This is a genomic window from Proteus columbae, assembly GCF_002777965.1.
Taxonomy (GTDB): Bacteria; Pseudomonadota; Gammaproteobacteria; order Enterobacterales; family Enterobacteriaceae; genus Proteus; species Proteus columbae.
In genome coordinates this window covers 1-22,072 of sequence record NZ_NGVR01000015.1, presented here as the reverse complement: position 1 = coordinate 22,072, position 22,072 = coordinate 1, and the positions used below count along the sequence as shown (strand labels likewise).

17 protein-coding genes and 1 riboswitch are annotated in these 22,072 nt (G+C 41.2%); of the genes, 6 read left to right on the top strand and 11 right to left on the bottom strand.

Going from position 1 to position 22,072, the window contains the following annotated elements; all coding sequences use genetic code 11:
• Positions 1-14: 14 nt before the first annotated feature.
• A complete protein-coding gene (nudC, locus tag CBE70_RS06465; RefSeq protein WP_069368758.1) occupies positions 15-800 on the bottom strand; it encodes an NAD(+) diphosphatase in 786 nt (261 codons plus the stop codon).
• Positions 801-1,095: 295 nt separating this feature from the next.
• Positions 1,096-1,218: riboswitch (TPP riboswitch) on the top strand.
• A 141-nt stretch (positions 1,219-1,359) separates the two neighbouring features.
• Between nudC and thiC the strand changes: the two genes are divergently transcribed.
• From thiC to thiH, 6 genes are read left to right on the top strand one after another with little or no spacing between them, the layout of a single operon-like run.
• The gene (gene thiC, locus CBE70_RS06460; RefSeq protein WP_100158690.1) at positions 1,360-3,312 is read left to right on the top strand and encodes a phosphomethylpyrimidine synthase ThiC; all 1,953 of its coding nucleotides are present in this window, start codon (positions 1,360-1,362) and stop codon (positions 3,310-3,312) included.
• A complete protein-coding gene (thiE, locus tag CBE70_RS06455) occupies positions 3,296-3,943 on the top strand; it encodes a thiamine phosphate synthase (protein WP_100158689.1) in 648 nt (215 codons plus the stop codon). Before thiC ends, thiE begins: the two co-directional genes overlap by 17 nt.
• Positions 3,937-4,686, top strand: coding sequence for a HesA/MoeB/ThiF family protein (locus tag CBE70_RS06450; protein WP_100158688.1), 750 nt, complete (start codon positions 3,937-3,939; stop codon positions 4,684-4,686). Before thiE ends, CBE70_RS06450 begins: the two co-directional genes overlap by 7 nt.
• The gene (gene thiS, locus CBE70_RS06445; RefSeq protein WP_006534717.1) at positions 4,683-4,883 is read left to right on the top strand and encodes a sulfur carrier protein ThiS; all 201 of its coding nucleotides are present in this window, start codon (positions 4,683-4,685) and stop codon (positions 4,881-4,883) included. The genes CBE70_RS06450 and thiS overlap by 4 nt, the downstream gene beginning before the upstream one ends.
• A 1-nt stretch (position 4,884) precedes the next feature.
• Positions 4,885-5,664 (top strand): thiazole synthase, encoded by a 780-nt coding sequence (locus tag CBE70_RS06440; protein WP_100158687.1) that lies wholly within the window; start codon positions 4,885-4,887, stop codon positions 5,662-5,664.
• Positions 5,664-6,782 carry a 2-iminoacetate synthase ThiH gene (gene thiH, locus CBE70_RS06435; RefSeq protein ID WP_100158686.1) on the top strand — a complete coding sequence of 373 codons (1,119 nt, stop codon included), beginning with the start codon at positions 5,664-5,666 and terminating at the stop codon, positions 6,780-6,782. The genes CBE70_RS06440 and thiH overlap by 1 nt, the downstream gene beginning before the upstream one ends.
• A gap of 231 nt (positions 6,783-7,013) precedes the next feature.
• Here the strand turns inward: thiH and CBE70_RS06430 are convergent, their stop codons facing one another.
• The 10 genes from CBE70_RS06430 to secE all read right to left on the bottom strand — a co-directional run bounded on the left by CBE70_RS06430 (position 7,014) and on the right by secE (position 21,750).
• The gene (locus CBE70_RS06430; protein WP_100158685.1) at positions 7,014-7,934 is read right to left on the bottom strand and encodes an Rpn family recombination-promoting nuclease/putative transposase; all 921 of its coding nucleotides are present in this window, start codon (positions 7,932-7,934) and stop codon (positions 7,014-7,016) included.
• A 190-nt stretch (positions 7,935-8,124) separates the two neighbouring features.
• A complete protein-coding gene (locus CBE70_RS06425) occupies positions 8,125-9,480 on the bottom strand; it encodes a polysaccharide deacetylase family protein (protein ID WP_100158684.1) in 1,356 nt (451 codons plus the stop codon).
• Positions 9,481-9,559: 79 nt separating this feature from the next.
• Positions 9,560-13,786: a DNA-directed RNA polymerase subunit beta' gene (gene rpoC / locus CBE70_RS06420; protein WP_100158683.1), complete on the bottom strand. Its 4,227-nt coding sequence runs from the start codon at positions 13,784-13,786 to the stop codon at positions 9,560-9,562.
• Positions 13,787-13,908: 122 nt separating this feature from the next.
• The gene (gene rpoB / locus CBE70_RS06415) at positions 13,909-17,937 is read right to left on the bottom strand and encodes a DNA-directed RNA polymerase subunit beta (protein WP_072071066.1); all 4,029 of its coding nucleotides are present in this window, start codon (positions 17,935-17,937) and stop codon (positions 13,909-13,911) included.
• A gap of 349 nt (positions 17,938-18,286) precedes the next feature.
• Positions 18,287-18,652, bottom strand: a complete 366-nt coding sequence (gene rplL, locus CBE70_RS06410) for a 50S ribosomal protein L7/L12 (protein ID WP_023583093.1) — start codon at positions 18,650-18,652, stop codon at positions 18,287-18,289.
• A 63-nt stretch (positions 18,653-18,715) separates the two neighbouring features.
• Entirely contained in the window at positions 18,716-19,213 is a 498-nt protein-coding gene (rplJ, locus tag CBE70_RS06405; RefSeq protein WP_006534706.1) for a 50S ribosomal protein L10, read from the bottom strand.
• Positions 19,214-19,538: 325 nt separating this feature from the next.
• Positions 19,539-20,240, bottom strand: coding sequence for a 50S ribosomal protein L1 (gene rplA / locus CBE70_RS06400; protein ID WP_072064767.1), 702 nt, complete (start codon positions 20,238-20,240; stop codon positions 19,539-19,541).
• A gap of 4 nt (positions 20,241-20,244) precedes the next feature.
• A complete protein-coding gene (gene rplK, locus CBE70_RS06395; protein ID WP_006534703.1) occupies positions 20,245-20,673 on the bottom strand; it encodes a 50S ribosomal protein L11 in 429 nt (142 codons plus the stop codon).
• A gap of 146 nt (positions 20,674-20,819) precedes the next feature.
• Entirely contained in the window at positions 20,820-21,365 is a 546-nt protein-coding gene (nusG, locus tag CBE70_RS06390; RefSeq protein WP_004246900.1) for a transcription termination/antitermination protein NusG, read from the bottom strand.
• Positions 21,366-21,372: 7 nt separating this feature from the next.
• Complete coding sequence (gene secE / locus CBE70_RS06385) at positions 21,373-21,750, bottom strand: preprotein translocase subunit SecE (RefSeq protein WP_023583091.1); 378 nt, start codon at positions 21,748-21,750, stop codon at positions 21,373-21,375.
• Between the last annotated feature and the right edge of the window lie 322 nt (positions 21,751-22,072).

Sequence of the window (22,072 nt, the reverse complement as noted above, 5' to 3'; positions counted from 1 at the left end):
GACAGCGCCTTTATTTAGTTCTTTTCTTTATCTTGTCTAATATTGGCTATCGTGTCTTCTATTAAGCGTCGGGCAATAGTGTCTGGCGGTGGGATCTGCGGTAATTGATCGTAGCGATACCAACCTGCACTGGTTAATTCAGAAGGATCATGACGTAGTTCGCCACCATCATAATCAGCTAAAAAGCCCATCATTAAGGAATGAGGAAACGGCCAAGGCTGAGATGATACATAGCGAATATTGCGAATACGAATATTGCTCTCTTCAAACACTTCACGGGCCACGGCTTCTTCTAATGTTTCACCAACCTCAACAAAACCGGCAAGCACGGTATAAAGGGGGGAATGTTTATGTCTAACATGATGCGCGAGTAAGATTTTATCTTCATGGCGAATACCCACAATAATACAAGGGGCAATTTGCGGATAATAACGTTCATGGCAGTTATCGCATAAACATGCCCATTCGCTTTCACTATGGCGCATTTTAGAACCACAATAACCACAAAAACGGTGAGAACGATAAAACTCAGCCAGTTGGACACCACGACCGACTAATTTAAATAAGTTTTCATCTTGTGAGGCGATAAGTCTTGGTGAGCACATGTCGTTATCCATTTTTCCATGAATAAGCCAAACTGTTTCACCTTGCCATTCACCCACAATTTTGGCGTGCTGACCAATAAGATCCCAATCTTTAGCTAAACCAAACGGAAGTTCACCTTTAGGTAACCACACTCGTCCACCAAGACTGACTGTCCACCAGCCCTTTTCTGAACCTGTTAATGTATATAAATGCATAACGACCATTCTATCCAAAATAATGATATAGAATAGAGGATACTCTCTTTATCAAGAACCACTCAATGTATTCTCTCTATCCTCTCTCATTTGTAAACTTTCCCCAGAAAAATAGATTAAGAACATTTATATCTACTTCACATATAGGTTTAGCTTACAATCTTCGATGATGTTATCAAGTTAATCATATTATGACTGTTAAAGCAGATGAAAAAGAGTAGTAACTGCGCCATTGCAATTTGAATAAATAATCAATATCGGACTTGTAGTTTTTAAAATCTTTCATATACTGGATATCTTCTTGTCGGAGTGCCTAGTGTTTATAAGGCTATTATAAACACAGGCTGAGACCGTTAATTCGGGATCCGCGGAACCTGATCGGGTTAATACCCGCGAAGGGAACAAGAGTGACTCGACCTTTTGATAGTTTCATTGCGTATATTTTTTACACACCTATATACACCTATCTGTCGATACTCCCTGCGACCTCCAGACAAGCATTTTTCTCAATATTCACCCGACAGGCAATTAGCCTGCATGATATTTATTAGGAAATGCTATGTCCCAAAATCAAACTATATCCGTTAAAGATATTTCACCAACAAACAACAAACAGCGTCCGCGAAAAGAACAGCGTGATGCAGCCCAAGAGTTTATCAACACCATTCAAGGCGTAAGTTTTCCAAATTCAAACCGCATTTACCTTGAAGGCTCACGTACTGACATTCAGGTACCAATGCGTGAGATCCAACTTGATAAAACGCTAGTAGGAGGATCGAAAGATTCCCCTGTTTTTGAAGAGAATGAACCTGTGCCAGTGTATGACACATCAGGTCCTTATGGCGATCCAGCTTCTCAACTTGACGTTAATCTTGGATTAAAAAAAATACGCCAACCATGGATTGATGAGCGCAATGATATCGAAACACTTTCACTTTTAAGTTCGGATTTCACCCAACAGCGTCTTTCTGATGCCGGATTAGAACATCTGCGTTTCCCCTTAAAACCAAATCCTAAAAAAGCGTTAAATGGCAAAAGAGTGACGCAATTACATTATGCTCGCAAAGGTATTATTACGCCTGAAATGGAATTTATTGCTATTCGTGAAAACATGGGGCGTGAGCGGATCCACAGCGAAGTCTTACGCCAGCAACATGCTGGTTTTAGCTTTGGTGCTCATCTCCCTGACAATATTACCCCTGAATTTGTACGCCAAGAAGTTGCGGCGGGTCGAGCAATTATTCCTGCCAATATCAATCACCCTGAATCAGAGCCAATGATTATTGGTCGTAATTTCCTAGTCAAAGTGAATGCCAATATCGGAAACTCTTCAGTCACCTCTTCGATTGAAGAAGAAGTTGAAAAGCTAATTTGGTCTACACGCTGGGGAGCGGATACCGTTATGGATCTCTCAACGGGTCGTTATATTCATGAAACGCGTGAATGGATCATTCGTAACAGCCCTGTTCCTATCGGTACTGTTCCTATCTATCAAGCCCTAGAAAAAGTAAATGGAATTGCCGAAGATCTCACTTGGGAAATGTTCCGTGATACGTTACTCGAACAAGCAGAGCAAGGCGTAGATTACTTTACTATTCATGCAGGTGTATTGTTACGTTATGTACCAATGACAGCAAAACGCCTAACGGGTATTGTGTCTCGTGGCGGTTCGATAATGGCGAAATGGTGTTTATCACATCATAAAGAGAATTTCCTGTATGAACATTTCCGTGAAATTTGCGAAATCTGTGCTGCCTATGATGTTTCATTATCATTAGGTGATGGATTAAGACCGGGATCAATTCAAGATGCCAACGATGAAGCACAATTTTCTGAATTACATACCCTAGGTGAACTGACAAAAATTGCTTGGGAATACGATGTTCAAGTGATGATTGAAGGCCCTGGTCATGTGCCAATGCAGATGATCCGCCGTAATATGACAGAAGAGTTAGAACATTGTCATGAAGCGCCATTCTACACATTAGGCCCTCTCACTACAGATATTGCACCAGGTTATGATCACTTCACATCAGGTATTGGTGCAGCAATGATTGGCTGGTTTGGTTGCGCAATGCTCTGTTATGTTACTCCCAAAGAACACCTTGGCTTACCTAATAAAGAAGATGTAAAACAAGGGCTTATTACTTATAAAATCGCCGCTCATGCCGCCGATTTAGCCAAAGGTCATCCTGGCGCTCAAATTCGTGATAATGCAATGTCAAAAGCACGGTTTGAGTTTAGATGGGAAGATCAATTCAATTTAGCGCTTGATCCTGAAACGGCACGCCAATATCACGATGAAACCTTGCCTCAAGCATCAGGAAAAGTTGCTCATTTCTGCTCAATGTGTGGCCCTAAATTCTGTTCAATGAAAATAACGCAAGAAGTACGTGATTATGCGGCTGGTATGGAACAAATGTCTCAAGCCTTTAAAGAGCATGGAAGTGAGTTATACCACAGTGCAGAAATCGCCAGTGTTGAGGTAACTGAAAATGAACAGATCCTCTAACACACCTTTTGCATCAACAGAAAAAAAGCTTGGGCTTTATCCTGTTGTTGATTCTGTTGAATGGATCGAACGCCTGTTAAAAACAGGCGTTACTACCCTGCAATTACGCATAAAAGATAAACAGCCAGACGATGTTGAACAGAAGATCATTGAAGCAATAAAATTAGGTGAACAGTATCATGCAAGACTGTTTATCAATGATTATTGGCAACTCGCCATTAAACATCACGCTTACGGTATTCATCTTGGTCAAGAAGATCTCGATACTGCCGACCTCAATGCCATTAAACAATCAGGATTACGCCTTGGTATTTCCACTCACGATGAAGTGGAATTACAAAGAGCGAAAACATTACGTCCATCTTACATCGCATTAGGGCATATATTTCCAACCACAACAAAAGATATGCCATCTAAACCCCAAGGGTTGAAGGCTCTCAAACATCAAGTAGAACAGACACCTGATTTTCCAACTGTTGCTATTGGAGGGATCTCATTAGAAAGAGTACCTGATGTTGTTGCAACTGGTGTGGGGAGCGTTGCCCTAGTCAGTGCAATAACAAAAGCGCCAGATTGGCAACAAGTGACTCGTAAATTATTAGAATTAGTAGAAGGAAAACCATCATGCTAAATGATAATGATTTTATGCGTTATAGCCGACAAGTGATGTTAGAAGATATTGGCTTAGAAGGTCAAAAAAAGCTTCAACAAGCAAAGGTACTGATTATTGGGCTTGGTGGATTAGGCTCCCCCGCATCGCTTTATCTTGCTGGTGCAGGTATTGGTGAGCTTATTTTAGTTGATGATGATGACTTACATGTTTCTAATCTACAACGTCAAATTCTTTATCGTAATCAAGATATTCCTGGTGCAAAATCAGAGGTCGCAAAGCAGTCTCTACTTGCACTAAATCCAGATATAAAAATTACCTCTTATAAACAACGTATTAATGATGATTCATTATCTAAATTAGTTAAAGAAGTTAATTTAGTTTTAGATTGCACAGATAACATGCTCACACGCCAAGCGATTAACCGTACCTGTGTCATACAGCAAACTCCGCTTATCAGTGGCAGTGCCGTAGGATTTAGTGGTCAGCTTATGGTGTTTGAACCTCCTTTTACTCATGGCTGCTATCACTGCCTTTATCCTGATGAAACTGAACCACAAAGAAATTGCAGAACAGCCGGAATTCTAGGCCCTGTTGTGGGCGTAATTGGCACACTTCAGGCACTTGAAGCGATTAAATTGCTCTCTGGTTTACCCTGTTCTTTAAGTGGAAAACTTCGCCTTTTCGATGGTAGAAAACAAAATTGGAGCACTTTGCATTTAACACCATCAAAAACATGTCCTGTTTGTCGAGGGGTAGCATGAACATTACCGTAAATGACGAACAATATTCTCTGGATATGCCTGTCACTATCTGCCAGCTCCTTATTCAGTTAGAGCAACCACCCATTGGTGTGGCACTTGCTATCAATGAAACCATTGTTCCCCGTGAAAACTGGGAAACACATTTTATTAATGATGGCGATACTATTCTTCTCTTCCAAGCAATTGCAGGGGGCTGATATGTTAAAAATTGCTGATACAACATTCGCATCTAGACTTTTTACAGGCACAGGAAAATTTGCAACACCAACACTTATGACAGAAGCCATTAAGGCTTCGGGTAGCCAATTAGTAACAATGGCAATGAAGCGTGTGGATTTAAAGAATGGTAATGATGATTTAATCGCACCTCTTAAATCATTGGGGGTAAAATTATTACCTAATACATCAGGCGCAAAAACAGCGCAAGAAGCTATTTTTGCGGCTCGTTTAGCCAAAGAAGCCTTTGGTACCCATTGGGTCAAATTAGAAATTCATCCTGACACCAAATATTTATTGCCCGATCCTATAGAAACACTTAAAGCCGCTGAAATCCTCGTTAAAGAAGGTTTTGTTGTTTTACCTTATTGCAGTGCTGATCCTGTTTTATGTCGTCGTTTAGAAGAAGTTGGCTGTGCAGCTGTAATGCCTTTAGGTTCTCCTATTGGCTCAAATCAAGGTTTACAGACTCGTGATTTCCTACGAATTATTATTGAACAAGCTTCAATTCCTGTTGTTGTTGATGCTGGTATTGGTGCACCAAGTCATGCACTCGAAGCTTTAGAGTTAGGTGCGGATGCAGTATTAGTTAATACCGCAATTGCTGTTGCCAAAAATCCGATTCTAATGGCGCAAGCATTTAAAGCGGCACTTGATGCTGGTGAACTTGCTCGACAATCAGGGCTTGCTACACCCAATTCAGTTGTAAATATGCAAGCACAAGCCTCTAGTCCATTAACTCAATACTTAGAGGCATTCTAATGGACACTTTCTCTGATTATTGGCAGCAACTCGACTGGGATGACATTACATTAAAACTCAATAGTAAAACCAATGCAGATGTTGAAGCCGCATTAAATCGCCATTCCCTTACACTTGATGATTTTATGGCGCTGATTTCACCTGCGGGTCGACATTATTTAGAACCGATGGCACAACGTGCTCAGCAACTCACTCGACAACGTTTTGGTAATATTGTGGGATTATATGTTCCACTTTATCTTTCTAATCTATGCGCCAATGATTGCACTTATTGTGGTTTTTCAATGAGTAATGCCATTAAACGTAAAACATTAAATAAAAGTGAGATCATTGCCGAATGTAATAGCATCAGACAATTAGGTTTTGATAGCTTGTTATTAGTGACTGGAGAGCACCAAAGAAAAGTGGGTATGGATTATTTTCGCCAATATATCCCTCTTATTCGAGAAAATTTCAGTTCATTAATGATGGAAGTGCAACCTCTTGCAACAGAAGAATATGCAGAATTAAAAACACTAGGTATTGATGGCGTGATGGTTTATCAAGAAACCTATCATGAACCAACTTATCAGCTCCATCATCTAAAAGGTAAAAAACAAGATTTCCATTGGCGACTACAAACACCTGACAGATTAGGGCAAGCTGGAATTGATAAGATTGGTTTAGGTGCATTGATTGGTCTTTCAAGCCAGTGGCGTAGCGACTGTTATATGGTGGCAGAACATCTCATGTTCTTACAAAAACGCTATTGGAAAAGCCGTTACTCTATCTCTTTTCCTCGTTTGCGCCCTTGCGCCGGTGGACTTAGCCCTGCATCGGTAATGAGTGAAGCGGAATTAGTTCAACTCATCTGTGCTTTTCGCATCTTAGCGCCAGATGTTGAGCTTTCACTTTCAACACGAGAATCACCTTATTTTCGTGATAACACTGTACCTTTAGCGATTAATAACATTAGTGCAGGATCTAAAACTCAACCCGGTGGATATTCGGATAGCCATGAAGAGTTAGAACAGTTTTCACCTAATGATAATCGTCATGTAAACGATGTGATTAACGTATTAAAAGAGCGAGGATTACAACCTGTATGGAAAGATTGGGATAATTACTTCGGTCGTTAATTAAAATTCAAATAATATAAAACCGCACTTTTACTCATTTGATGATAAATAATAAGTGCGGTTTTATTAAAATAATTAATAATAAAAAATACTCAATAAAACATAATTAAAAACAGTAATATCTGTATTACATACTATATATTGAATTATTTTTAGAATTTAGCAATTAACTAGAAAAACAAGTTAGAATAACTGTTATTATTTTTATAGAATTCTATTTATTGTGTATTGTCATACTACGGTCAATTCTTCAATTTCTTGTACACTTAAACCAGATACTCTTTCGATAAAGGAAAGATCAAAATTCTCTTTTAATAAATTTTGAGCTAATTCTATTTGTACTATTTTTTTTCCAATCTCAATACCTTCATTTTTACCTAATTCAAACCCTTTGTTTTCTAATCTCCACGCTATATTCATAATCACCTCTCTGTGGTTATCTACTTGTTCAACTATTTTATTGATAACAAATTCAAAGTCTGATGTATCCATAATTGAGAATAAATATTGTACAACAGCAACAGTGTCTTCATCTCTGCAGTTTTTCTGATTTATTGCTTTTGATAAAAGCGTTGCAATCTGATTGAGGTCATTACAACTATTAACGTGTTTCATCGCGATTTCCATTACTGCCGCTTTTTTATGTGTTAGCAAAATATCATCCTCAATTGAGGTCAAATCAATTAAAGAGAAATTATTAGAATAAAGTTGATTAGCAAGTGAAGAAAGTGGAAAACATTCCATCCAATTAACAGGAAAAGGATAAGGCTTTTTCTTTCCATGATAAAACAAAATGGGAACAACGAGAGGCAAAGACTTATAACCTTGCTGTAAATGCTGATTCATGGTGCAAAATGCATAGTGCATCATACGCCAAGCTATCATTCTATCAGGTCTAGATTGATGTTCTACAAGTAAATATATGGGAACATCACCCTCTTTGGTTTTCACTAAATATAAAATATCAGACATACGAGAACGTAATTTTATATCAATAAAAGAAGAATTCTGTAATTGCAAAGTCGAAAAATCACACTGACTTTTTAATTCTTCAGATAAGTGGATAAAGAAAAAATCTTTGGCATTACTAACATTCATCATAAAACGTTTAAATGCAGAATCATGAGAAGAAATTGATATGGACTTATTCATAGCTGACTCCATACTGAATTTGGATTGCCAGCTTACAGAAAAAAATAATTTTTTATCACTAAAAAATCATCATAATTATCTGAAAAATATAAGTTATTTATTAATTTAAAATGAATTTGTAATAATAATATAAAAATACCTTCGATGTTTAATCGAAGGTATTTTTTAAGATTATAAATTTAATTTTTAATTATTTATCTACCACAATATTTTTATTAACGACTTCATATTCATCATTTCCGACCATTCTGGCAAATTTTTCGATAGGATCCGTACTCAACGCATATAATCGTTTTAATGCGAAAGGAGAGTCACCTAAACGAACTTTTCCTTGCTGAGTCGTCACCGCCAATGTCATACCAGACGCTTTGACGGCAGTAATTGCCCTTTGATTATATCCACCAAAAGGATACGCAAAGGCATATTGATGTGGATTCAATAATCGCAATACACGTTGTGAACGTTGTAAATCTAATATAATTGTGTGGGACTGACGGCTAAAAATAATAGGTTTTTTATTATTATCTAAACGATGTAAAAAATGGGAGTGTGATTGTATATCAAAAACATCACGACTTGATTTGAGTGATTGCCAACTCATAAATTGTAATGAATTAGGTGCCCACTTAGGTGTTTTGGATTTTATTCGTGATGAGATAACAAATAGTGTTGCTCGTTGGCCATTTTCTTTTAAAAGAGGATAAGCATAGCGATAAACAGATTGCAAACCATCATCAAATGTTAATGCGACAGCTCTGCCTGGCAAATTAACACTCTTATTTAAATAGCCAGCAACTTGATTGAGTGAAAGCGTTTCATATCCAGCTTCTTTTAAATAATTCATCTGCTCTGTAAATGCAGTCAATGATGTTGTTGTTGATGTATGGCGAAAATTATGGTTTTCCGTTGCTTTAAGAATATGGTGATAAGTAAGTACCGGTATCCCTAAATCAGGTTTTACATCCCTTGATGAAATATAACCTAAGCGATCACCTAAAGAGATTTCAAACCAATTGATTTTACTTCCATTAGTATCTTCTTTTATTGTGCGAGATAGCACGGGATAACGTAAATTGGATAAAAGTGTCGCTATTTGTGGGCTAGCAATATCTTTATCACTATAGATAGGAGTATTTTTTGTCGTAATTAAATATTCGTAGATAGGGTAATCTGTTTTCTTCGTGCTATCTGATAAAAAACGTATTTTCTTATCGGGTTTTATTGAAGCAATATCTTCAAAATAGCCATCTTCGAGATAACCTGCTTCAAGATAACCTTGAGCATTCCCAAATTGTATTTTGTGGTAATCACCCTCTGCAACTGATGCATAAAAACCTTGGTTAGGACAAAGTTCTGCAACAGGTCGCAATTTATCCCCCACAAACGCATATAGCGTTTTTTGTTGACGAAGTTGCATTAATGTTGTGATGGGAGCTTTTAAATCCCATTGAGCTTCTGTTGGAATACCTCTTTCATAAGGTACTGCTGAAGCAAACCCAGTAAAAATAAAACATAGAATAATCAAAATATTAGCTATTATTCTCATCATTTCGCCTACTTATGTAGAACAGAAACAAAAAATGCCCTCACAATGGAGGGCATTTCAATCTAATCTAAATTAGATTTTAGTCTTTTAATCCACCGAAACCAGCATTCAGTAATTCAGCTAAGTTAGCAGATGCTTCATCAGCACTGATTGTTGTTTCAGTTTCATCTGTCGGCAGTTGTGATTGACGACGCTTCATACGATCTTGGTGATATGCATACCCAGTACCAGCTGGGATCAAGCGACCAACAATAACGTTTTCTTTCAAGCCACGTAATTCATCACGTTTACCCGCTACCGCAGCTTCCGTCAGAACACGAGTTGTTTCTTGGAACGATGCAGCAGAGATGAAGGATTCAGTTGCCAGAGACGCTTTCGTGATACCTAACAGGTCACGAGCATACGTTGCTGGTACTTTACCCTCATCTTCCAGAACACGGTTTGATACTTTAACGCGAGCGTATTCAACCTGTTCACCTTCGAGGAACTCAGAGCTTCCTGCGTTCTCAATGGTAACTTTACGTAGCATCTGACGAACGATAACTTCAATGTGTTTATCGTTAATCTTAACGCCTTGTAAACGGTAAACTTCCTGTACTTCGTTAGTGATATAGCGAGTAACCGCATGAACACCACGTAAGCGCAGAATGTCGTGTGGTGATTCTGGACCATCGGAGATAACATCACCGCGTTCCACAACCTCACCCTCGAATACGTTAAGCTGACGCCATTTAGGGATCATCTCTTCGTATGCATCGCTACCGTCTAATGGAGAAATAACTAGACGACGTTTACCTTTAGTTTCTTTACCGAACGAAACAATACCGCTGATTTCAGCAAGGATTGCAGGTTCTTTCGGACGACGAGCTTCAAACAGGTCAGCAACGCGTGGCAGACCACCGGTGATATCTTTAGTACCGCCAGATTCTTGTGGAATACGCGCTAAAGTGTCACCTGCGTTGATTGTAATGCCATCGTCTAACTGAACAATCGCTTTACCTGGCAGGAAGTACTGTGCTGGCATATCAGTATTCGGGATTAATACGTCATTGCCTTGTGCATCAGTGATGCGCAATGCTGGACGTAAATCTTTACCGCTACCTGTACGCTCTGCTGAATCCAGAACAACCAGTGAAGAAAGACCTGTTAATTCATCTGTTTGACGTGTGATAGTTTGACCATCAACCATGTCTGCAAAACGGATGATACCAGATACTTCACTCACAACTGGCATTGTATGTGGATCCCAGTTAGCAACAGTTTCGCCACCGTTAACCGCTTCGCCATCACCCTTCGCTAATTGAGCACCGTAAGGTACTTTGTAGCTCTCTTTCGTACGGCCGAACTCGTCAATTAAACGTAATTCAGTGTTACGAGAAGTGATAACTAATTTACCAGCAGTATTAGTAATGAACTTCGCATTGAACAGCTTCAGAGTACCTTTGTTACGTACTTGAATGCTAGATTCTGCTGCCGCACGAGATGCCGCACCACCGATGTGGAACGTACGCATCGTTAACTGTGTACCTGGTTCACCGATTGACTGTGCTGCGATAACACCGATAGCTTCACCTTTGTTGATGATATGACCACGAGCAAGGTCACGACCATAACATTTCGCACACACACCGAAGTCTGTGTTACAGGTTACAACTGAACGTACTTTCACGCTGTCAACGGAGTTTTCTTCTAACAAGTCACACAGTTTTTCATTTAACAGAGTGTTACGTGGAACAAGAATATCGGCAGTACCTGGTTTCAGAATATCTTCTGCAGCCACACGGCCTAATACACGTTCACGCAGTGGTTCTTTAACATCACCACCCTCGATAACCGGAGTCATCATAACACCTTCGGTTGTACCACAGTCGTCTTCTGTAACGACTAAGTCTTGTGCAACGTCAACTAAACGACGAGTCAAGTAACCGGAGTTTGCTGTTTTCAGTGCGGTATCCGCAAGACCTTTACGAGCACCGTGGGTTGAGATGAAGTACTGGAGTACGTTCAGACCTTCACGGAAGTTCGCGGTAATTGGTGTTTCGATGATTGAGCCATCTGGCTTAGCCATCAGACCACGCATACCTGCTAACTGACGGATCTGAGCTGCAGAACCACGAGCACCGGAGTCAGCCATCATAAAGATGCTGTTGAAAGATACTTGTTGTTCTTCTTCACCATTACGGTTAATAACGGTTTCAGTAGACAGGTTTTCCATCATCGCTTTTGCTACGCGCTCATTCGCCGCAGCCCAAATATCGATAACTTTGTTGTAACGTTCGCCCGCTGTTACCAGACCGGATTGGAACTGTTCCTGAATTTCTGCAACTTCTGCTTCTGCTTCTGCAATGATCTCTGCTTTTTTAGCAGGGATAACCATGTCATCGATACCTACTGAAGCACCTGAACGTGCTGCGTAAGCAAAACCGGTATACATGATTTGGTCAGCAAAAATAACGGTTGGTTTCAAACCTAATACGCGGTAACAGGTATTCAGCATTTTAGAAATTGCTTTCTTACCTAATGGTTGGTTAACCAGTGCGTAAGGTAGACCTTTTGGTACGATCATCCATAAAATAGCTCGGCCGACAGTTGTGTCTTTTAAGCTAGTTTCAGTAGTGATATTACCTTCGCCATCTTTGATCTCTTCAGTGATACGTACTTTAACGCGTGCGTGTAAAGAGGCTAAACCTGCGCGATAAACACGTTCAGCTTCTTTAGGACCACTTAACACCATGCCTTCACCTTTGGCATTGATGCAATCACGAGTCATGTAGTAAAGACCTAATACAACGTCCTGTGAAGGAACGATGATTGGGTCACCACTTGCTGGAGACAGAATGTTGTTTGTTGACATCATCAGCGCACGAGCTTCTAACTGTGCCTCTAATGTCAGTGGTACGTGAACCGCCATTTGGTCACCATCGAAGTCGGCGTTATATGCCGCACAAACGAGTGGGTGTAACTGAATAGCTTTACCTTCGATAAGGATTGGTTCAAATGCCTGGATACCTAAACGGTGAAGTGTTGGTGCACGGTTCAGCATCACTGGGTGTTCGCGGATAACTTCATCTAAGATATCCCAAACAACCGCTTCTTCACGCTCAACCATTTTTTTAGCGGCTTTGATTGTTGTCGCTAAACCACGAGTTTCCAGTTTTCCGTAAATAAATGGTTTGAATAATTCAAGAGCCATTTTCTTCGGTAGACCACACTGATGCAGACGCAGGTATGGACCAACGGTGATTACAGAACGACCAGAATAGTCAACACGTTTACCTAACAGGTTTTGACGGAAACGACCTTGTTTACCTTTGATCATATCAGCCAAAGATTTCAGAGGACGTTTGTTAGAACCTGTAATCGCACGACCACGACGACCGTTATCTAATAACGCATCCACAGACTCTTGTAACATACGTTTTTCGTTACGTACGATAATGTCTGGTGCTGCTAAATCAAGCAGGCGTTTTAAACGGTTGTTACGGTTGATCACACGACGATATAAATCGTTCAGGTCTGAAGTCGCAAAACGACCGCCATCGAGTGGAACCAGTGGACGTAAGTCTGGTGGTAGCACAGGCAGTACAGTTAAGATCATCCACTCAGGTTTATTGCCTGATTGCATGAATGCTTCAAGTAACTTGATACGTTTAGTCAGTTTCTTACGTTTAGTTTCAGAGTTAGTTTCATTTAACTCTTCGCGCAGCGTTTCACACTCTTGTTCCAGATCCATGCTCTGTAACAAGTTCTGAACAGCTTCTGCACCCATCTTCGCATCGAATTCGTCACCGAATTCTTCTAATGCATCAAGATATTGCTCTTCTGTTAAGATTTGACCGCGCTCAAGGCTAGTCATACCGCCTTCAACAACAACATAAGATTCGAAATACAGTACACGTTCAATATCGCGCAGTGGCATATCCAGCAGCAGACCGATACGGGACGGCAGTGATTTCAAGAACCAAATGTGAGCAACTGGAGAAGCTAATTCGATGTGACCCATACGTTCACGACGAACTTTAGTTTGTGTAACTTCAACGCCACACTTCTCACAGATAACACCACGGTGTTTTAAACGTTTGTATTTACCACACAAACATTCGTAATCTTTTACTGGTCCGAAAATACGGGCACAGAAAAGACCGTCACGTTCTGGTTTGAACGTACGGTAGTTAATTGTTTCTGGCTTTTTAACTTCACCAAATGACCATGAACGGATCATATCAGGTGATGCCAGAGCAATTTTGATCGCATCAAACTCTTCGGTCTTGGTTTGCGCTTTCAGAAACTTTAATAAGTCTTTCACGAAATGGCTCCTGTCGGAGTTAGACCTGCCAGGCAAATGACCCCTGTCATTCACCCCTTTAAACCAGTGTAGTCACTGTTTGACAGACTGCCATTTCTAGCAGTCTGTCTATATGGAATCCGTTATTCGTCTTCCAATTCGATGTTGATACCCAGTGAACGGATCTCTTTCAACAATACGTTGAACGACTCTGGCATACCTGGTTCCATCTGATGGTTACCATCAACGATGTTTTTGTACATCTTGGTACGACCGTTAACGTCATCTGACTTAACAGTAAGCATTTCTTGAAGAGTATAAGCTGCACCGTATGCTTCCAGTGCCCACACTTCCATCTCCCCGAAACGCTGTCCACCAAACTGTGCTTTACCACCAAGAGGTTGCTGAGTAACCAAGCTGTACGAACCAGTAGAACGGGCGTGCATCTTGTCATCAACTAAGTGGTTCAGTTTCAGCATGTACATGTAACCAACAGTTACTGGACGCTCAAATTGTTCACCTGTACGACCATCGAAAAGTGTAATCTGACCAGAAGTTGGAAGATCGGCTAATTTCAGCATCTCTTTAATTTCCATTTCTTCTGCACCATCGAACACTGGTGTTGCGGTTGGCATACCTTTTTTCAGGTTTTCAGCCAGACGTAACACTTCTTCATCGCTGAAGGTGTCCAGATCAACTTTCTGACGAGGTGCCATACCCAGATCGTAAGCTTTCTGGATAAATTCACGTAATTTAGCAACTTCTTGTTGCTGTTTCAGCATCGCGTTGATCTTATCACCGATACCTTTAGCAGCCATACCCAAGTGAGTTTCAAGGATCTGACCGATGTTCATACGTGATGGTACACCTAGTGGGTTCAGTACGAGGTCTACTGGATTACCGTTTTCATCGTATGGCATGTCTTCAATTGGGTTAATCTTAGAGATAACACCCTTGTTACCATGACGACCCGCCATCTTATCACCAGGTTGGATCTGACGTTTAACAGCCAGGTAAACCTTAACAATTTTCAGCACGCCAGGTGCTAAATCATCGCCTTGAGTGATTTTACGACGTTTAGCTTCCAGTTTCTTCGCGAACTCAGCTTTCAGTTCATCATACTGTTCTGCTAATTGTTCTAACTGGTTTTGCTTCTCTTCATCCGCAATACCCAGCTCTAACCAACGCTCACGAGGTAATTTATCTAATTTCTCAGCTTCAATACCGCCAGCAATCAGAACACCACGAATACGAGCGAATAGACCAGCTTCAAAGATACGCAGTTCTTCAGTTAAGTCTTTCTTAACTTCACGTAACTGTGATTCTTCGATTTCTAATGCACGTTTATCTTTTTCTACGCCATCACGGGTAAAGACTTGTACGTCGATAACTGTACCAGACACACCATTAGGAACACGTAGAGAAGAATCTTTAACATCAGACGCTTTTTCACCGAAGATAGCACGCAGCAGTTTCTCTTCTGGAGTCAGTTGAGTTTCACCTTTAGGTGTTACTTTACCAACCAGAATGTCACCGCCTTTCACTTCAGCACCGATATAAACGATACCTGATTCATCCAGTTTAGATAACGCTGCTTCACCGACGTTCGGGATATCAGCTGTGATCTCTTCAGGCCCTAACTTAGTATCACGAGAGACACAAGCGAGTTCTTGAATATGGATAGTAGTGAAACGATCTTCTTGAACAACACGTTCAGATACAAGGATGGAGTCCTCATAGTTATAACCATTCCATGGCATAAATGCCACGCGCATGTTTTGACCTAACGCCAACTCACCAAGGTCTGTTGAAGGACCATCGGCTAACACGTCACCACGATCAACAGGTTCACCTAAAGATACGCAAGGAGTTTGGTTAATACATGTGTTCTGGTTAGAACGAGTGTATTTAGTCAAGCTGTAGATATCGATGCCCGCTTCACCAGCGTAAGTCTCTTCTTCGTTAACTTTGATAACGATACGAGAAGCATCAACATACTGAACAACACCACCACGTTTAGCAACCGCAGTAACACCGGAGTCAACCGCTACCGCACGTTCCATACCTGTACCTACCAGTGGTTTATCACCACGAAGTGTAGGAACAGCCTGACGTTGCATGTTCGCACCCATCAATGCACGGTTGGCGTCATCGTGTTCAAGGAATGGGATCAGTGAAGCACCGACAGAAACAACCTGTTGGGTTGAAACGTCCATGTACTGAACTTGGTCACGACTAAATAAGCTTGACTCACCTTTATGACGGCAAGTAACTAATTCTTCAACGAAGTGGTTGTCATCGTCTAATACGGAGTTAGCCTGAGCAATGATGAAGTTACCTTCTTCAATTGCAGACAGATAGTGAATTTCATCTGTTACAGCGTTGTTTTCAACAACACGGTAAGGCGTTTCTAAGAAACCGTACTCGTTAGTCTGTGCATAAACAGATAATGAGTTGATAAGACCGATGTTTGGACCTTCAGGTGTTTCGATTGGGCACACACGACCGTAGTGAGTTGGGTGTACGTCTCGAACTTCGAAGCCTGCACGTTCACGGGTCAAACCACCTGGGCCTAATGCAGATATACGACGTTTGTGCGTAATTTCTGATAGTGGGTTATTCTGATCCATAAACTGTGATAACTGGCTAGAGCCAAAGAATTCTTTGACAGCAGCAGAAATCGGTTTTGCGTTGATCATATCTTGTGGCATTAATGCATCAAGATCGCCTAAAGATAGACGCTCTTTAACTGCACGTTCAACACGCACCAGACCAACACGGAATTGGTTTTCAGCCATTTCGCCAACAGAACGAATACGACGGTTACCTAAGTGGTCGATATCATCCACTTCACCTTTACCATTACGGATATCAATCAGTTTTTTCATTACTTCAATGATATCTTCTTGGCTCAGGATGCCAGAACCTTCAACTTCGTCACGGCTTAACGAACGGTTGAACTTCATACGACCAACAGCAGACAGATCATAACGATCTTCAGAGAAGAATAAGTTCTCAAATAAGTTTTCTGCTGCTTCGCGTGTAGGTGGTTCACCAGGACGCATCATGCGATAAATTTCAACTAATGCGCTTAAACGATCGTTTGTAGGATCGACGCGAACAGTTTCTGAAATATAAGCACCATGATCTAAGTCATTGGTAAACAGAGTTTCAATCGTTTTATGACCAGCTTGACTTAAGCGAGCTAACACATCTAAAGAGATTTCCATGTTAGCAGCACAAATCAGTTCACCTGTCGCTTCATCAATATAGTCACGAGCAACCACTTTACCTGCAATGTATTCAACAGGTACTTCAATGCGGTCAACTTGCTCTTTTTCTAATTGACGAATATGGCGAGCGGTAATACGACGGCCTTTTTCGACATACACTTTGCCGTTTGCTTCAATATCAAATGAAGCAGTTTCACCACGCAGACGTTCAGGCACTAATGTCATCATCAGCTTGTTGTTGCTGATTTCAAACAATGTTTTTTCGAAGAATAAACCTAAGATTTCTTCAGTGCTGTAGTTCATTGCGCGTAAAATGATAGTCGCTGGTAATTTACGGCGACGGTCAATACGGACAAAAAGGTTATCTTTAGGGTCGAATTCGAAGTCTAACCATGAGCCACGATAAGGGATAATACGTGCGTTATACAGTACCTTACCAGAAGAGTGTGTTTTACCTTTGTCACTATCAAAGAACACACCAGGGCTACGGTGTAACTGGGAAACGATAACACGCTCAGTACCATTGATAACAAAAGTACCATTATCGGTCATTAATGGGATTTCACCCATATAGACTTCTTGTTCTTTGATGTCTTTAACGGTGCCTTCTGGGGCTTCACGTTCATAGATGACCAGACGCAGTTTTACACGCAAAGGTGCTGAGTAAGTTACACCGCGGATCTGACATTCTTTAACATCAAAAACAGGCTCGCCTAAGCGGTAGCTGACATATTGTAATTCAGCGTTACCACTGTAGCTTTGGATAGGAAATACGGAGCGGAAAGCTGCTTCCAGACCGTTTTGACCATCAGGATCTTGCTCGATAAACTTCTGGAACGAGTCAAGTTGGATAGAAAGGAGATAGGGAACATCCAGAACTTGTGGACGTTTACCAAAATCCTTACGAATACGTTTTTTCTCGGTATAGGAGTAAACCATAGGGTTCCTCAGCTCGCTGAAAAGTGACCCACTCTGCCTGTCCTTAACGTTAAGGATGGCTCGACATTCTGCAAACACTGTTTTTTTGTAGGTAGGAAAACAACTATTTTCCGAATATTCATTGCTATTACTCTTAAATCATTTCATTGCGTCAAGATCACTACCGAGCTTTCGAGAACGTGGATCGTAGTGACTAACACAGTATATTAAGTCGTCAATAGCAAAAAATATTGAAGTAATGAGACACCAAAAAAGTGTGAAAAAGTGACTCTTACCTTACAGCGCAAAAAGGCTGGTGACCAAAAAATCACCAGCCATCAGCCGTTAGGCTGCACTCTGGGAAGTTAAATTATTTAACTTCAACCTCAGCGCCTGCTTCTTCCAGAGCTTTCTTCAGAGCTTCAGCATCATCTTTGCTTACGCCTTCTTTCAGAGCTGCTGGTGCAGATTCTACTAAGTCTTTAGCTTCTTTCAGGCCAAGACCGGTAGCGCCACGTACTGCTTTGATTACTGCTACTTTGTTACCGCCGATAGCTTTCAGGATAACGTCAAATTCAGTTTTCTCTTCAGCAGCTTCTGCTGGACCCGCAGCAACAGCAACAGCTGCAGCAGCAGATACACCGAATTTTTCTTCCATCATAGAGATCAGTTCAACAACGTCCATTACAGACATTTCAGCAACTGCGTTTAAGATATCGTCTTTAGAAATAGACATAACAAGTGTTCCTAAAATTCAGAAAAAGTTTATACGTAAATAAAGCAACGAAGAAATTGGCTATTAAGCAGCTTCTTTCTGATCGCGCAGAGCAGCCAGAGTGCGAACCAATTTGCCTGCAGAGGCTTCTTTCATGGTTGCCATCAGGCGTGCGATTGCTTCATCGTAAGTTGGGAGTGTAGCCAGACGATCGATGTTCGAACCTGGGATAAACTCACCTTCAAAGGCAGCCGCTTTAATCTCGAATGCTGGGTTCGCTTTCGCGAAATCTTTGAACAGACGAGCAGCAGCGCCCGGATGTTCAGCAGAAAATGCAATCAAGGTTGGACCAACAAATGCGTCTTTCAGTACTTCATAAGAAGTACCTTCAACAGCACGACGCAGAAGTGTGTTACGTACTACACGTACAGTAACGCCAGCTTCACGACATGCTTTACGCAGTTCGGTCATTTTAGCTACAGTAACGCCACGGGAATCCGCAACAACTGCAGAAAGCGCACCTTTGGCAACTTCGCTGACTTCAGCAACAATCGCTTGTTTGTCTTGAAGATTTAGTGCCATTAGCTTCTTGCTCCTGGATTAACCGAGTAAAGACTCGGGACTCACATCACTTATTACCACAATGGTATAAGCGCTAAAACACGGTGAGTAGAATCCAGAATATATAATTCTTTATTGGCTCTCTCACCGTCTACGCAGGAAAATTAAGTAATGACTTACACCTGCGGTCTTGGACGGGGTCTGGATAGGCCAGACTCCAACCGAAATTCAGAGAATTTAGTTATGTTGACTTAAAAAAATACAACATAGCTAAACTCAAGGCGTCAAATTCTATACAAATTTGACGCCAAGGTAAAGTCTTTTATGACTTTAGTCTAATCTAAGATTAAACTGTTGCGCTTAAGCTAGCTTGATCAATCGCAACACCTGCACCCATAGTGGTAGACAGGCTTACTTTCTTGATATAAACGCCTTTCGCTGCTGATGGTTTTGCTTTTTTCAGAGCAACCAGCAGAGCTTCTAAGTTTTCTTTCAACTGAGCTTCGTTGAAATCAACTTTACCGATAGTGGTATGGATAATACCATTTTTGTCGTTACGGTAACGAACCTGACCAGCTTTAGCATTTTTAACTGCTTCAGCAACGTTAGGAGTTACAGTACCCACTTTCGGGTTTGGCATTAAGCCACGTGGGCCAAGGATTTGACCTAATTGACCTACAACGCGCATTGCATCTGGAGATGCGATAACAACGTCAAAGTCCATTTCGCCAGCTTTAACTTTAGCAGCTAAGTCGTCCATACCGACTAATTCAGCGCCTGCTTCTTTAGCAGCTTCTGCATTTGCACCTTGTGCGAATACAGCAACGCGAACTGAACGGCCAGTACCGTGTGGAAGTACGGTTGCACCACGAACGTTTTGATCTGATTTACGTGCATCGATGCCAAGGTTAACAGCAACGTCAACGCTTTCAACGAATTTAGCAGTAGCCAGTTCTTTCAGTAAAGCAACAGCTTCAGTAATTTCGTACTGTTTAGTTACTTCAACTTTCTCACGGATATTGCGCATGCGCTTGGTTAGTTTAGCCATCAGATTAATCCTCCACTACCAGGCCCATGGAACGAGCAGTACCAGCAATTGAACGCATCATAGCTTCAACGTCAGCACCAGTCAGGTCCGCAGCTTTAGTTTCTGCGATTTCACGAACTTGAGCAGAAGTAATTTTACCTACTTTCTCTTTGTTCGGTTTGCCAGAACCTGATTTCACGCCCGCAGCTTTCTTCAGCAGAACTGCTGCTGGAGGAGTTTTGGTAACGAAAGTGAAAGAACGGTCAGCGTAAACTGTAATAACAACAGGAATTGGTAAACCTTTTTCAACGCTTTCAGTTTTAGCGTTGAATGCTTTACAGAATTCCATGATGTTAACACCTTGTTGACCCAGAGCTGGACCAACTGGTGGACTTGGATTAGCCATACCTGCAGAAACTTGCAGTTTGATATAGGCTTGGACTTTCTTAGCCATTAATTAATTCCTCAATGTGGGTATATCGCCCGGCTAGGGCTCCCCGATTTTACTTTGTTCTGTCTAATGACAAAACAACTCAAAACGAAAGGTGGAAAATTGTAGATAACTTTTCCACCTTTTGCAAGAAAGCAACGTAAAAAGGTTTAACCTTTTTCAACCTGACTAAAGTCTAATTCAACGGGTGTTGCACGACCAAAGATTGATACAGAGACTTTTAAGCGGCTTTTTTCGTAATCAACTTCTTCAACAACACCATTAAAGTCAGCGAATGGACCATCGCTAACACGAACCATTTCACCTGGTTCAAACAGTGTTTTAGGACGCGGTTTATCACCAACTTGTTGTAAGCGATTCATAATCGCATCAACTTCTTTATCGCTAATTGGTGCAGGTCTGTCTGACGTTCCGCCAATGAATCCCATAACACGAGGTACGTTACGTACTAAGTGCCAAGTTGCATCGTTCATGACCATTTGGACAAGAACATAGCCTGGGAAAAATTTACGCTCACTTTTGCGACGTTGACCGCTACGGATCTCAACCACTTCTTCGGTTGGAACCATAACTTCGCCGAATGAGTCTTCCATTTCGTTTAATTTGATATGTTCACGCAGAGACTGTGCAACACGGCCTTCGAAGCCTGAAAATGCCTGAATGACATACCAGCGTTTTTTTGGAGAATCAGTCATGAACACCTCATAGGCCAGTAATAAATGAAACAAAACGAACCAGAATGCCATCCAGTCCCCAAAGAACTAATGACACAATAGCCGTCACCGCAGCAACAATTAGGGTTGTCTGCAATGTTTCTTGACGTGTTGGCCATACTACTTTACGCATTTCAATACGCGCTTCACGAGCAAATGCTAACGTTGCTTTACCTTGTGTTGTCCACAACGCGATCCCACCTGCTGCTACGAACAAAGCAACAACAGCTAAAGCTCGCAACGCTAGGTTAAATTCACGGTAAAGATAGTTGCCACCCACTGCTACTGCCAGCAATAAAACGGTAATGATCCACTTAGCGATATCACCACCGCGTTTGCTATCTTGAGCTCCGCTATTCGCACTCATAAATTAACCTGTCACTATGATGTAAATAAATAGCCAGCTTGCCTCGCAAGAGCAAAACAAATCAGACTAACCATAAAATCAACTATGATTGCATCTGACACAGTGTCATATCTCTATGACATTCGTATCTGCAAGATACTGGACTCGATTCGTTGTATCAGAGCCTATCTCACCAATAATTTACAACAAACTAGTGATGAGATAGGTTCTTTTTCAAACAACGCATAAAAAGGGCATCAATTGATGCCCTTTTTTAGGAAATTACGCGAGTAATTAACCTAATACTTTAGCAACAACGCCCGCACCTACTGTACGGCCACCT

Bases quoted from the DNA above. Each gene is read 5' to 3' on its own strand.
- nudC (WP_069368758.1), bottom strand. From the start codon at position 800: ATGCATTTATATACATTAACAGGTTCAGAAAAGGGCTGGTGGACAGTC.
- thiC (WP_100158690.1), top strand. From the start codon at position 1,360: ATGTCCCAAAATCAAACTATATCCGTTAAAGATATTTCACCAACAAAC.
- thiE (WP_100158689.1), top strand. From the start codon at position 3,296: ATGAACAGATCCTCTAACACACCTTTTGCATCAACAGAAAAAAAGCTT.
- CBE70_RS06450 (WP_100158688.1), top strand. From the start codon at position 3,937: ATGCTAAATGATAATGATTTTATGCGTTATAGCCGACAAGTGATGTTA.
- thiS (WP_006534717.1), top strand. From the start codon at position 4,683: ATGAACATTACCGTAAATGACGAACAATATTCTCTGGATATGCCTGTC.
- CBE70_RS06440 (WP_100158687.1), top strand. From the start codon at position 4,885: ATGTTAAAAATTGCTGATACAACATTCGCATCTAGACTTTTTACAGGC.
- thiH (WP_100158686.1), top strand. From the start codon at position 5,664: ATGGACACTTTCTCTGATTATTGGCAGCAACTCGACTGGGATGACATT.
- CBE70_RS06430 (WP_100158685.1), bottom strand. From the start codon at position 7,934: ATGAATAAGTCCATATCAATTTCTTCTCATGATTCTGCATTTAAACGT.
- CBE70_RS06425 (WP_100158684.1), bottom strand. From the start codon at position 9,480: ATGAGAATAATAGCTAATATTTTGATTATTCTATGTTTTATTTTTACT.
- rpoB (WP_072071066.1), bottom strand. From the start codon at position 17,937: ATGGTTTACTCCTATACCGAGAAAAAACGTATTCGTAAGGATTTTGGT.
- rplL (WP_023583093.1), bottom strand. From the start codon at position 18,652: ATGTCTATTTCTAAAGACGATATCTTAAACGCAGTTGCTGAAATGTCT.
- rplJ (WP_006534706.1), bottom strand. From the start codon at position 19,213: ATGGCACTAAATCTTCAAGACAAACAAGCGATTGTTGCTGAAGTCAGC.
- rplA (WP_072064767.1), bottom strand. From the start codon at position 20,240: ATGGCTAAACTAACCAAGCGCATGCGCAATATCCGTGAGAAAGTTGAA.
- rplK (WP_006534703.1), bottom strand. From the start codon at position 20,673: ATGGCTAAGAAAGTCCAAGCCTATATCAAACTGCAAGTTTCTGCAGGT.
- nusG (WP_004246900.1), bottom strand. From the start codon at position 21,365: ATGACTGATTCTCCAAAAAAACGCTGGTATGTCATTCAGGCATTTTCA.
- secE (WP_023583091.1), bottom strand. From the start codon at position 21,750: ATGAGTGCGAATAGCGGAGCTCAAGATAGCAAACGCGGTGGTGATATC.